9 protein-coding genes are annotated in these 13117 nt (G+C 70.4%); 3 read left to right on the top strand and 6 right to left on the bottom strand.

Translation table 11 applies throughout. The features are described 5' to 3' along the window. Positions 1-81: 81 nt before the first annotated feature. The 3 genes from ROTAS13_RS09900 to ROTAS13_RS09910 form a co-directional block, all read right to left on the bottom strand. Positions 82-1365, bottom strand: a complete 1284-nt coding sequence (locus tag ROTAS13_RS09900) for a DUF2254 domain-containing protein (RefSeq protein WP_075822228.1) — start codon at positions 1363-1365, stop codon at positions 82-84. 102 nt (positions 1366-1467) lie between these two features. Further along, a complete protein-coding gene (gene prfB, locus ROTAS13_RS09905; protein ID WP_019462009.1) occupies positions 1468-2598 on the bottom strand; it encodes a peptide chain release factor 2 in 1131 nt (376 codons plus the stop codon). 118 nt (positions 2599-2716) lie between these two features. Then, positions 2717-5272: a penicillin-binding protein 1A gene (locus ROTAS13_RS09910; RefSeq protein WP_058389332.1), complete on the bottom strand. Its 2556-nt coding sequence runs from the start codon at positions 5270-5272 to the stop codon at positions 2717-2719. Between the two features lie 456 nt (positions 5273-5728). On the opposite strand from ROTAS13_RS09910, the gene ROTAS13_RS09915 reads away from it, so the two are divergent. Beyond that, positions 5729-6865, top strand: coding sequence for an acyltransferase (locus ROTAS13_RS09915; RefSeq protein ID WP_075822229.1), 1137 nt, complete (start codon positions 5729-5731; stop codon positions 6863-6865). 48 nt (positions 6866-6913) lie between these two features. Here ROTAS13_RS09915 and ROTAS13_RS09920 read toward each other — a convergent pair whose 3' ends face one another. Beyond that, a complete protein-coding gene (locus ROTAS13_RS09920; RefSeq protein WP_075822230.1) occupies positions 6914-8044 on the bottom strand; it encodes an N-acetylmuramoyl-L-alanine amidase in 1131 nt (376 codons plus the stop codon). A 126-nt stretch (positions 8045-8170) separates the two neighbouring features. Then, positions 8171-9532, bottom strand: coding sequence for a dGTP triphosphohydrolase (gene dgt, locus ROTAS13_RS09925; protein WP_019462005.1), 1362 nt, complete (start codon positions 9530-9532; stop codon positions 8171-8173). A 413-nt stretch (positions 9533-9945) separates the two neighbouring features. On the opposite strand from dgt, the gene ROTAS13_RS09930 reads away from it, so the two are divergent. Continuing rightward, positions 9946-10911 (top strand): glycosyltransferase family 8 protein, encoded by a 966-nt coding sequence (locus ROTAS13_RS09930; RefSeq protein WP_019462004.1) that lies wholly within the window; start codon positions 9946-9948, stop codon positions 10909-10911. A gap of 57 nt (positions 10912-10968) precedes the next feature. Here ROTAS13_RS09930 and rfaE1 read toward each other — a convergent pair whose 3' ends face one another. Continuing rightward, on the bottom strand, positions 10969-12444 hold the full coding sequence (rfaE1, locus tag ROTAS13_RS09935; protein WP_019462003.1) for a D-glycero-beta-D-manno-heptose-7-phosphate kinase: 1476 nt from the start codon (positions 12442-12444) through the stop codon (positions 10969-10971). A 95-nt stretch (positions 12445-12539) separates the two neighbouring features. Here rfaE1 and ROTAS13_RS09940 point away from each other — a divergent pair. Next, on the top strand, positions 12540-13117 hold a 578-nt coding region (locus ROTAS13_RS09940; RefSeq protein ID WP_216348624.1), incomplete at its 3' end, for a hypothetical protein.

Consider the following 13117-nt stretch of genomic DNA (forward strand, 5'->3'; position numbering starts at 1 on the left):
TCCCCGACGGAGAGGGGGTCCGGGGCGAGAGGCGGCGCCTCTTCCCCGGCGGGCCGCCGCGAAGCGCCACACGGAACCGTTCTACAGCGTCGGAAAGTAGCTCGCCCGCCGCCGCTCGAAATCCGCCAGCCCCGCCCGGTCCTCGATGGTCCGGCGCCCGGCCTCCAGCACGAGCCCCGCATGGCGGCGCAGGGCGGCCAGCCGCTCCGGGCGGTGCTCCACGCCGCTCACGCGGCCCAGGCTTTCCAGCAGGTGGATCAGGACCGGGGCGCTGCCCGCCATGTCCTGGCGCAGGATATGGAACATGGCGTCGCAGAGCCCGTCATAGGTGGTCACGCGCCGGAAGACCCTGGCCCGCCCTTCCCGGAACAGCACCGGCGACGGCATGGGCCGGTCGGCGACCCGGCACAGGATGTCCACCAGCCGGTTGATCACGGCGATGGCGGTGAAGGGGTCGTTGCTGCTGGGCGAAAGCGCGCGGTCGCCAACCTCCACGAGCTGCCGCACGGCGAATTCCAGGTCCTGTCCCGCCGCCTGCCGGTCGCCCAGGATGAAGGCGCCGCAGACCTGCCCGCTGGCCTCCCCCCCGTCCGCCTCGCCCGCCACCTCGGCCAGCACCATGCCCTGGCTCACATACTCGCCGGGCCGCATGAGGAGGGTGACGACGAGCCCCTTCTCCGCCGCCCAGTCGGCCAGCCCCTCCGTGTCCAGGGAGCGGATATAGCCCCCGCCGGTCGCCCGGACGGGCCTGCCACCCTCGGGCGGCCGCACCGTGCCGGGTCCCGGCGGTTCCTCCCGCGGCAGGAGGCGGTCCATGGTCTGCACCAGCTCGTGGTGGACATCCTCGATCACCGTCTCGACATTGATGCCGCTGGCGATGTGATGGACGAACCAGACCAGGGTCGCGACGCAGAGCAGAGCCAGAAGCAGCGCCCCGGTCACCGCCAGATGCGGGACGAAGGCGTCCTCCTCCACAGAGCGGACGGTGCGCAGCACCATCAGCACATAGGCGAAGGTGCCGAGGAAGATGCCCAGGGCCATCTGGTTGCCCCGGTCGCGCATGAAGTTCCGCAGCAGCCTGGGACCCATCTGCCCGGAGGCCAGCGACAGCGCGGCGATGGTGATGGAGAAGACCGTGCCCGCCACGCCGATCGCCGAGGAGGCGATGGCGCCCAGCAGCGCCCGGGCGCCGCTCTCGCCCCCGGCATAGATCCAGCCGGAAGGCACCCATTCGTGGTCCGTGAAGGCCCCGTCCAGCCGGACCAGGACCTCCGCCGCCACGATGCCCAGCGTCACGAGCACAGCGGGGCGCAGCCAGAAGACTTCCTGGAGGCTTTCCATCCAGGCCCGCAGCCGGACGGTCATGCCGCCAGGGCCGAACAGCGGTGCCGCATCCCCTCTCCCCCCTCCTCCCGTCACGGCAAAGACGCCGGAGGCGGGGCAAGCGTTGCAGGGGAAAGGCCCAGGTCAGATGGCGGAGGCGCTGGCCTCGGACCGGGTGCCGCCGACGCGCTGGGCCAGGGCGGCCGCCATGAACTCGTCCAGGTCGCCATCCAGCACCGCGGCCGGGTTGCCCTTCTCCACGCTGGTGCGGAGGTCCTTCACCATCTGGTAGGGCTGGAGAACGTAGGAGCGGATCTGGTGGCCCCAGCCGATATCCGTCTTGCTGGCCTCGACGCCGGCCGAGATGGCCTCGCGCTTGCTCAGCTCCAGCTCGTAGAGCCGGGCGCGCAGCATATCCATGGCGATGGCGCGGTTGCGGTGCTGCGAGCGGTCCTGGGTCGAGGCCACCACGATCCCGGTGGGGATATGGGTGAAGCGCACGCCGGATTCCGTCTTGTTCACGTGCTGCCCGCCGGCGCCGGAGGCGCGGAAGGTGTCCGTCTTCAGGTCGGCCGGGTTGATCTCGATCTCGATGCGGTCGTCGATCACCGGATAGACATAGACCGAGGCGAAGGAGGTCTGCCGCCGCGCCGCCGCGTCGAAGGGGGAGATGCGCACCAGCCGGTGCACCCCGCTCTCGGTCTTCAGCCAGCCATAGGCGTTGGGGCCGCTGATCTGCAGCGTGGCGGACTTGATGCCCGCCTGCTCGCCCTCGCTCTCCTCGGTGATGGTCACCTTGTAGCCGCGCTTCTCCGCCCAGCGCGTGTACATGCGCCGCAGCATCTCGGCCCAGTCCTGCGCCTCGGTGCCGCCCGCCCCGGCATTGACCTCCAGGAAGGCGTCGTTGGCATCCGCCTCGCCGGAAAGCAGGCTCTCGATCTCCCGCCGCTTGGCCTCGGCCGCCAGGGCCTTGAGATCCGCCACCGCCGCATCGGCCGTGGCGGCATCGCCCTCGGCCTCGGCCAGCTCGATCAGGTCTAGCGCATCGCGCACATCCTGCTGCAGCCGCGCCACGCCCTCGATCTGGTCGGCCAGCCGCCCGCGCTCGCGCATCACGCGGCCCGCCTCGTCGGCGTCGTTCCACAGCGTCGGGTCCTCGGCCCGGGCGTTCAGCTCGGTGAGCCGCACGGTCGCCGCGTCCCAGTCCAGGTGGCGGCGCAGGAGGTTGACGGATTCTTCGATCTGGCCCTTCAGGGCTTCGGCATCGGCACGCATGGGGGGCCCCGACTGGCGCGGCCCTCCGCCCCCAACCGGGGGCACGGGCCGCGTCTCATACGATATGGTCTTCCAAGGCACGCCCCGCCCCATGGCGAGGGGCGGGACGGAAGCGGGTCTAGTAGAGCCCGCCCAGGCTGCTGTCCACGGCGGAAGCGGTGGGCGGGTCTCCACTGCCGCCGCCGCCGCCGCCCAGCGGCGCCCGGGCGCTGTTCTCGGTGCCGGGGCGGAAGGCCTCGGTGATCGGCGCGCCGTTGAAATCCGTCATCCGCACCAGCGCCACGCCGGGCGGGGCGCGGAAGGGCACCGGTGGGCTATCCTTCAGCGCCGCGGCCAGGATGTCGTGCACGATCGGCGCGGCATTGCCGCCGCCGGCCTCGCCATTGCCGAGCGAGCGGCTGTCATCGAAGCCCATCCATACCGCCACGACGATGTCCGGGGTGAAGCCCACGAACCAGTTGTCGCGGAAGTCGTTGGTGGTGCCCGACTTGCCGCCCACCGGCCGGTCCAGCCCCTTGCCGGCGGCGGTGCCGGTGCCGCGCTCGACCACGCCGGTCAGGATGTTCACCATCTGGTAGGCGGCGATCGGGTCGGTGATCTGCTTGCGCTCGTCCTTCAGCACCGGCGGACCGGCCGAGACATCGGCGTCGCAGCCGGCGCAGGAGCGGATGTTGTTGCGCCAGACCGCCCGGCCCAGCCGGTCCTGCACGCTGTCGATCAGGGTCGGCGTCACCTGCCGCCCGCCATTGACGAAGGAGGCATAGGCGCCGGCCATGTGCAGCACCGTGGTTTCCCCGGCGCCAAGCGACATGGCCAGCACGCGCGGCATGTTCTGGATCACCCCGAAGCGCGCGGCGGAATCGGCCACCTTGTCCATGCCGATCTCCTGCGCCATGCGCACGGTCGGCAGGTTCAGCGACTTCTCCAGTGCCGTTCGCATCGTGACATAGCCGCCCGAGGCCCGGCCGGAATAGTTGCCCGGCCGCCAGGGGCCCTGCGGCGTCATGATCTCCAGCGGCGCGTCCAGCAGCTGTTGGTTCGGCGGGATGCCCATCTCCAGTGCCGGCAGATAGACGAAGGGCTTGAAGGAGGAGCCCGGCTGCCGCATCGCCTGGGTGGCGCGGTTGAACACCGACTTGTCGAAGGAGAAGCCGCCGGTCATGGCCAGCACGCGCCCCGTCGCCGGGTCCAGTGCCACGGCGGCGCCCTCGACCTGCGGCACCTGGCGCAGCTGCGCCCGGCCGCTGCCGGCGGGCTCCACCATCACGACGTCGCCCGCCTTCACCACATCCGCCATGCGGCGTGGCGCGGCGCCGATCCGGCCCTGGGCATTCACCGGGCGGGCCCAGCCGCTGACATCGGAGAAGCTCAGCGTGGCCTGCCGCGGCTGCGAGGCCTGGCTGCCCGGCGGGCGCTCCAGCCAGGCGACCCGCGCCTCGCGGTCCTTCACGTCCAGCACCACGGCCTGCCGCCATTCCTGCAGCATTCCGGCGGGGCGGGGCAGCGCCTCCAGCGCCGGCATCCATTCCGAGGCTGCGGCGGAGATCTGGGTCACCGGGCCGCGCCAGCCGCCCCGGCGCCGGTCATATTCCAGCAGCCCCCGGCGCAGCGCGTCCTCGGTCGCCTGCTGCAGCTTCGGCTCCAGCGAGGTGCGGACCACGAGCCCGCCCATGGTGGTCTGCTCGTCGCCGAAGCGGGCCAGCAGCTCCCGCCGCACCTCCTCGGTGAAGTAGCGGCCCACGGCCAAGACCTCGGGCCGGCCCCGGTTCTGCGGGCGGATCGGCTCCCGCTTGGCCTGTTCGGCCTGGGCCTGGGTGATGGCGCCGTCCTCGGCCATGCGGTCGATCACCCAGTCGCGCCGGGCCTTGGCGGCCTCGGGATAGCGTACCGGGTTGTAGTTGTTCGGCGCCTTGGGCAACGCGCCCAGGAAGGCCATCTCGGCGATGCTCAGGTCGCTCAGGCTCTTGTTGAAGTAGTTCCAGGCGGCGGAGGCCACGCCATAGGACTGCTGCCCCAGGAAGATCTCGTTCAGGTAGATCTCCAGGATACGGTCCTTGGACATGGTCGATTCGATCCGGTTGGCCAGGATGGCCTCGCGGACCTTGCGCAGCATGGTGCGGTCGTTGCCGACCAGCATGTTTTTGGCGACCTGCTGGGTAATGGTCGAGGCGCCGACCGCCCGCCGACCGGAGCCGAGCTGCTCCAGGTTGGTCACGGCGGCGCGCGCGATGGCCAGCAGGTCGACGCCGCCATGGCTGCGGAAATTCTGGTCCTCGGCGGAGATGAAGGCCTGCTGCAACAGCGGCGGGATCGCCTCGATCGGCACGAAGACCCGGCGCTCCAGCGCCAGCTCCGCCATCAGCTGGCTGTCCGAGGCATAGATCCGGCTCATCTGCGGCGGCTGGTAGTCGGCCAGCCACTTGTAGTCCGGCATGTCCTTGGTGGCGGTCTCCCACAGCGCGAAGGCGGCGATGCCGCCCACCACGACGCAGACCAGCGCCAGGCCCACGATGCCGCCGAGGATGCGGCGCAGCCAGCGGTGGCGGGGCCGGGCCTGCCGTGCCTCGCGGCGCGCGCGCCTGTCCCGGCCGGGCCGCGGGCGCCCGTCCCGGCCGTCCTGCTGCGGAGCGTCGCTGCTCAGGGGAGCGCGCTCCCGTTGGCTGTCATCACTCATCGTCGCCCCAATACATGCTCGCGCCCCGCCGGTGTTGCGCATCCTGTGCCGGGGACACCCCCGATCACGCATTGCTGTGCGGCGCACCCCGCAGGACGGCCTCCGGACCGGAACCTGCGGGAAGCCGCTCCCCCGGATGGCCTCGCCCCGCGCCGGGTAGCCGGCTTCCATGGCCCGCGGACGGGCGTGTGATAAGCGAGGCAGGACCGACACCGGAACCCGCATTCCGCCAGAGCACCGATCCCCACCGCGTGCCGTGGCGCCCCATCTCTGCCGGATGGCCGGCCCTCTCGCAGCAGTGATCCGCAGATAGGTGTACAGAAAGCTTGCCGCCAGTGGGCGCAAAGGCTAGCACGGCGTCGGAATCTCAAAAAGCGTCACCAAGCTTTTTAATAGTTTTTCGCACCTGCGAGATTGCGGCTAATGTCTGCCCCACTATCAAGCGAGGCACCTTCCATGGCGAATGCGGAAAACCCTGCCCCGCGCCCGAAGCCGCGTCTGGACTACCTGGACGCGCTGCGCGGGCTGGCGGCCCTGGCGGTAGGCTATTTCCACATGGCCATGGCGATCCGCGAGCAGGGCCTGCCCCTGTCGCCGGGTGAGGCGCCGGTCATGGACCTGTTCACCCTGGGCCTGGACCTGGGGAAGGCGGCGGTGGTGCTGTTCTTCACCATCAGCGGCTTCATCGTGCCGATCAGCCTGTCCCGCGGCGGCCATGCCCCCGTGCGGCGCTTCCTGTTCAGCCGCTTCTTCCGGCTCTACCCCCTCTACTGGCTGGCCCTGGCCCTGTGCCTCCTGGTGGCGGTGATGCAGGGACACGACTGGCCGCTGCGGACCATCCTGGCCAACCTGACCATGGTCCAGGGCTTCATGGGCTTCCCGGACATCAACGGCGTCGCCTGGACCCTGCAGATCGAGATGGTCTTCTACGTCCTCTGTCTCGGCCTCTTTCTCGGCGGCCGGCTGGACTCGGTCCAGTCCCAGTTCCTGGCGGTGATGGCCTTCCTCGCCGCCGGGCTCGCCCTCGCGGTGCTGCGCTACGCCCTGGTCATCAAGCTGCCCGTGGCCCTGCCGCTGGCCCTCTCGGTGATGTTCTTCGGCTGCCTCTGGCGCGGCTACGTGATCGAGGACCGCCCCGATGCGCGCCGCGCCTCCTTCCAGGCTCTCCTGGCCTTCGCCGTCCTGCTGCCGCCGATCTGCCTGCTCGCCTACAACCACGACTTCGGCTACAACGAGACGTGGTGGCGGTACCTGGTGACCTATTACGCCAGCCTGGCGTTCTTCACCCTCTGCACCACCGTCCTGCGCATGAACCTGCGGCCGCTCGCCTGGCTTGGTGCGGTGAGCTACTCGATCTACCTGCTGCAGTCGCCGATCTGGGGCCTCTCCTCGATGATCGGGCTGGCGCCCTTCCCCATCCCCTATGGCGCGCATCTCTACATCGCCGTGGTGATGGGCATCACCGTGGGGATCAGCGCCCTTACCTACCACTGGGTCGAGAAGCCGATGATCGCCCTCGGCCGCCGCCTCGCGGACAGCATGCCGCGCCGCCGCGACGCGCCGGCCGTGGCCATGGCCGACAACACGATGTGACGCCTGTCCCGGTCCCGCATGACCTCGCGCGGGGCCGGAAGGTCGTCCTCAGGCCGTGCGGTTGGCGATGAAGCGGTGCACGGCATCGGCCAGGGCACTGGCCAGCTTGGCCCTGTGCGCCGGCCGGTTCAGCGCCGCCTCGTCGGAGGCATTGCTGAGGAAGCCCATCTCCACCAGCACCGACGGGATGTCCGGCGCCTTCAGCACGGCAAAGGCTGCCTGCCGGTGGGTGTTCGGCAGCAGCGGCACGTCGCCGCGCAGCGAACCGACCACGAACTGGGCCATCTGGTCCGAACCCTGCCGCGTCTCCTGCCGCACCAGGCTCATCAGGATGCGCGCCACCTCCGGCGAAACCGGCGGCAGGTGCAGCCCGGCGGCCGCGTCCGCCGCGTTCTCCCGCTTCGCCAACCCGGCCGAGAGCGCGTCCGTCGCCCGGTCCGACAGGGTATAGACGCTGGCCCCCCGCGCCCCCGGCGCGCTGTCCGCATGCATGGACATGAACAGCACGGCATTGCGCTTGCGGGCGAATTCCACCCGCCCGGCCAGGGGAATGAAGGTGTCGTTCGAGCGGGTCATCACCACCCGGCACAGCCCCTTCGCCTCCAGCCGCTTGCGCAGTTCATGCGCCGTCGCCAGCACCACCCGCTTCTCATAGGTGCCCGAAACGCCGATCGTCCCAGGGTCCTTGCCGCCATGGCCCGGGTCCAGCACCACCACCGGCAGGCTGCGCCGGGCGGCCGCGGGCCCACCCTCCGCCACCGTGCGGCTGCGCGCCAGGCGGGCGAAGCCGGCGCTGCTGCCGGGCCGGATGGTCAGCGTCAGGCTGCCGCCCTGCCGGTCCACCCCCGGGGCGGCCACCGGCCCCTCCAGGTCCAGCAGCAGGGAACCGGAACGGGCATCCCAGCGCCCGCCCCGCACGGGCCCGGCGCCGGCCAGCCGATTCGGACCCTTCCACCCGCCGGGCAGATGGAGGCGCAGCCGCGCCGGCCGCGCCGTGGCGGTCAGCCGCCATCGCTCCGTGGGCCCCAGCGGCAGCGTGAGCCGTGCCCCGTTTCCGTCCGCGCGCAGGGCCACGGCTTGCGCCAGCGCCGGTCCGGCGATGGAGGCCCCCCCGAGCCCCATCGCCAGCATGGAGAGGCCGAAGCGCAGGAAGCCGCGCCGGCCGGTCTGTCCATCCATCTCCAATAGTCCCCCTGCGGGGCAACCTAGCGCAGGCCGGCCAGGCTTTCGACGTTTTCGCAGCCGGGACGAGTGGCGCTGTCGCCGCCAGGACACACCCCTGCGGCCCGGCGAAGGCAACCTGCATCAGACCCGGGTGTCGAGCCCCCGCAGCTTGGCCGCCAGCCAGGAGGCATAGCTGTCGGTCATCCCCGCCACGAAATCGACGGCGCAGCGCATCACCTCGCTGGCGCTCATTCCCGGCCGGGGATGGTAGTCGAGCAGCAGGGACAGCGCCTGGCGCTCGCGCAGGTTCAGCCTCGCCGCATCGCCATTGGCCCGGGCAAAGGCCAGGCAGGCGGGCACGAAGACGCTCAGCGCCTTGCCCAGCACGTCATGGGCGCCGATCTCGAACTCCACCTTGCGCGCGTTGAAATAGACCACCTCCTCGGTCCGCCGCGCGGCGATGCCGAGCGCGTCGAAGAGCGCCGGCGCCACCGGCCCCATCAGCCGGGTCAGGCTTTCCCCGGGCTGCAGCGCCCCGCCCAGGATGGTCTGCCGGTGCGCCATGAAGACCTCCGCCACCGCGCGCAGCAGGCGGCGGATGGCCAGGGTGCGCAGCAGGGTGACGCGGCCGCCCTCGTCCGCCTCCCGCTCCAGCCGGGCCATGGAGACCTCGGCCAAAGGCGCCACGATGGCCGCGTAATCGGTGAAGCGCAGGATGCCGAGCTCCAGCGCATCCTCCAGGTCGGCCAGGGTATAGACGATGTCGTCCGCCGCCTCCATCAGCCAGACCGCCGGGTGGCGCGGCAGCGGGCCGGACAGGTCGCAGGCGTTGCGCACTTCCTCGAAGATGCCTCGCTCCGTGGCGAAGACGTTGAACTTCACCCCCGGCACGCCGTCGCGGGCGGCGCGGGGGTCCCCGGCCTCCCAGGGGTACTTCAGGAACCCCCCCAGCGTCGCCACGGTCAGCCGCAGCCCGCCGCCGCCACGATGCCCGTCCGCCCGGGTGAGGACCCGGAAGCCCTGGGCATTGCCGTCGAAATAGGCGAGGTCCGGATCGAGCTCCAGCCCGCTCCCCTCCCCCACCTCCCGCAGCCAGCGGCTCATCCAGGCGGCGATCACCTCCTCCCCGGCATGGCCGAAGGGCGGGTTGCCGATGTCATGGGCGAGGCAGATGGCATGGACGAGATAGCCCAGGTCGTCCGCCGAGCGGCCGGTGGCCCGCAGTTCCTCCCCCAGCCGGACGCCGACAGCATAGCCCAGGGAACGGCCGACCGCCGCGACCTCCAGCGTATGGACCAACCGGTTGCGCACATGCGCGTTGAAGGGCAGTGGGTGAGCCTGGGTCTTCTGCTGCAGGCGTCGGAAAGGCCGCGAGAAGACGATCCGGTCGCCATCCGTCTGGAAGGGGTTGCCGTCCGGCTCGTCGTCGCCGGGGAAAAGTTCCTCCTGCGACATGCTGCCGGGACCCAGGCGTCGCGTATCCAGCAGCGTGATCCAGTGCAAGGGGCAACCTCCTTGTCGCCCGGACGGGAGTAGCAGCGCGGTCCGGCCGCTGGCCAGAGGCGGCGCGGGGATCGGCGAAAAAATCGAGGCGCCACAGCATCATGGCGGCGCGCGAAGAAACGCCGAAGGCCCTTCTGGAATGGGCTGGAAACAACCATCAGTTGATTGTAGAATTCGCTCAGCAACCCCATAGAAATTAGTCACAGTATCATTATGGAATTCGCACCGGTTTGGTTTGCTTTGGTGCGGTGCAAACACTAGAAGAGGTCTGGACTCGGCACTGGCACCCAAGTCAGTGAAGATTTCGGCATCGTATCTAATTTGATCCTTGTCCCAAGCGTGCTTCAGCACCAGAAAAAAATCGACCCGAGTTCAGTTTTTTGGCAATCTTTGGCTATTTAGGAGCGCATGTCTTGGAGAAGATCCCGGTCCTGTTCTGTGCCGATGCGCGGTACTTCCCCTACATGGCTGCCACCATGGCCTCGCTGCTGTCCAGCAATCCGGACAACACTTTCCGTCTGATCGTCTGCTCGACGGAACGCAACGCGGCAAGCGAGCAGCAGATCGCGCGCTTCGTGGCGGAACACCGGAACGCGACCGTGGAGTTCGTGTGCTTCGACCTGCAGAAGGTGAAGACCAACCTGCCGGTCAGCAAGCACATCACCGTCTCCGCCTACCTGCGCCTCTTCGTCACGGAATTCCTCGATCCCTCGATCGAGAAGGTGGTCTATCTCGACAGCGACATCATCGTCCGCGACGACATCCGGGCGCTTTGGGAGACCCCGCTGGAGGACGCCTATCTCGCGGCCGTTCCCGAGCCCTACAAGGCCTATCACCCGGGCTTCGACAAGGACGATACCTACTACAACTCCGGCGTGCTGGTGGTGAACGTGCGGAAGTGGCGCGAGGACAACGTCCTCCCTGCCCTGCTGACCTTCACCGTGGAGAATGCCGAGCACCTGACCGCGCACGACCAGGATGTGATCAACAACGTCTTCCGCGACCGGATCGCCTCCGTCCCGGCCTGCTGGAACTTCCAGCCCAATTTCGCGGATTTCTCGGCCGCGGAGATGGGGCTCTCCGAGGAGGAGTTCCAGGAACTCCGCCGCGCGCCCAAGATCATCCACTACACCGGCAGCTCGAAGCCCTGGTTCTACATGCAGGAGCCCCACTACAAGAGCTGGTACCACGAGGCCGCGCGCCTCACCCCCTGGGCCCGCCCGCCGGCGGACCAGACGATGAGCAACGTCATCCGCAAGGCCCTGCGGATGAAGAAGCTCAAGGAACGCGCCAACTGGCACTTCCCGCATCTCTGCCGCATGGCCCGCACCGCGCTGGGCCGGCGCAGCCGGGTGAACGTGGACCCGGCGATCGGCTGACGCGGGCCGCAGGCCCCCTTCCCGCCCCGAGGGGCGCGGGAAGGCCGTTCCGCCGCCTCAGCCCTTGATGCGCGCCACCGTGGCAGTGGTGGAATTGCCGGGCAGCAGCTCCGCGAGCTTCACCTCGCCGCCCCATTCCTGCACCAGGTCGCCGCCGACCACCTGGTCGACCGTGTAGTCGGCACCCTTCACCAGCACGTCCGGGCGGACCAGCCGGATCAGCTCGGTCGGAGTGTCCTCCTCGAAGACCGCGACGAGATCCACCGTGGCGAGCGAGGCCAGCACGGCGGCACGCGCCGCCTCCCCCTGGATCGGCCGCGTCGGCCCCTTGAGCCGGCTCACCGAGGCATCGGAATTCACCCCCACCACCAGCCGGTCGCACCAGGACCGCGCCTGTTCCAGCAGGTGGACATGGCCGGGATGCAGCAGGTCGAAGCAGCCATTGGTGAAGCCGACCCGGTAGCCCCTCTGCCGCCAGCGCTCCGCCTGCTCGGCCGCGGCGGCGCGCGAGACCACCTTGCGCAGCGTGCCGCGCTCGGGCTTCAGCGCCTCGGCGATATCCTCTTCCCGCGCCACGGCGGTGCCGACCTTGCCGACCACGATCCCGGCGGCGATGTTCGCCAGGCGGGCGCCGACCTCCAGGGGCAGGCCCGCGGCCATGGCGGCGGCCACCACCGCCACCACCGTGTCCCCGGCGCCCGAGACGTCATAGACCTCCGGTGCCTCGGCGGGGAAATGCTGCACCCCGTCCGCCTGCACCAGGGTCATGCCGTCCTCGGCCCGGGTCACGAGCACGGCGCCGAAGCCGTGCTGCAGGCGCAGGGACCGGGCGGCATCCACCAGCGCGCCTTCGCTCTCGATCGAGCGGCCGGTGGCGAGGCGGAGCTCGTTGCGGTTCGGCGTCACCAAGTCCGCCCCGGCATAGACGCTGTAGTCCAGACCCTTGGGGTCCACCACCACCTTGCGCCCGGCGGCCTTGGAGGCGGCGATCAGGCGCTGCGGGATATCCCCGGACAGCACCCCCTTGCGGTAATCGGAGAGCACCATCACCCGGGTCGCCGCGATGGTGTCCTGGGCGATCCGCAGCAGCCTGTCGGCGAGGCGCGCCTGGATCGGCTCGGGATTCTCATGGTCGGCGCGGAGAAGCTGCTGCCCCTGCGCGACGAAGCGGGTCTTGGTGGTGGTGGCCCGCCCCCCCTGCACCAGCAACCAGGGCTCCACACCGCTCTGGCCGCCGATCAGCGCGGTCAGGTCCGATCCGGCCTGGTCGTCGCCGACCACGGACAGGAAGGCGGTGGGCGTGCCGAGCGCCGTCAGGTTGCGCACCACGTTCCCGGCGCCGCCGGGCATGGCGACCTCCCGGTCCACGGTGAGCACGGGGATCGGCGCCTCGGGCGAGACCCGGGCCACGCGACCATAGACGAAGCGGTCCAGCATCGCGTCGCCCACCACGAGGACCGAAGCGCGCTTGAGACTACGCACGGCCTCCGCGAGGTCGTGGGAAACCGGAGATTCCGGCAGGTGGCCGTTCATGCGGCATCTCGGTAGCGCAGGGTTACGGCCCGACACAAGGCTGCTCCCGCCGCGTAAGGACTGCGTTAAGCGCATCGGCGGCAACCTGCGGGGCGATGCAGCCCCTTTCCCTCCCCTCCGCGACACGCCCCGAGGGCCCGCGGACCGCCCTGGAATGGCTTGTCCTGACCCCTCGCAGCCCTCTGCACCGGCGGCTGGGACGGGCACTCCTGGCCGAGGCCGCCGCGGAAGGCGGATCGTTGCGGGAACTCGCCAGCGGCGAATTGCTGCTCGGCGCGGCGCCCGCCCTGCTCGACCGCCTGATGCCCGGCCTCTGGCGCGTGCTGGGCGCCGAAAGCCTGTCCCGCCGGCCGCAATGCCCGCCCGGGCCCCAGCCGCTGGCCGCCGCCCCGCCCCATGGCCCCCCGCTTCAGCCGGGCGCCCCGGGCATGGCTGCCCCGGAGCGTGTGCCGCAGCCTTTCCTGGAGGAAGTGCTGGAGCGCCTGCCCATCGTCGGCCTCGCCCCTGGGGGCCTGCCGCGACTCGCCGGGCTGCACCTGAAGCCTTCCCGCGCCGGCCTGCTGCGCCTGGGGCAGGGCCTCCCCCCGCACCTGCTGGGCCATATGGGCGAGGACACGATGCACCGTGCCTTCCAGGCCCTGGCGGACCCTGCGCAACGGCAGGCCCTGCTCGG

Origin of the sequence: Roseomonas sp. TAS13 (assembly GCF_001950415.1) — a bacterium.
In the GTDB taxonomy this organism is placed as follows: Bacteria; Pseudomonadota; Alphaproteobacteria; order Acetobacterales; family Acetobacteraceae; genus Roseomonas; species Roseomonas mucosa.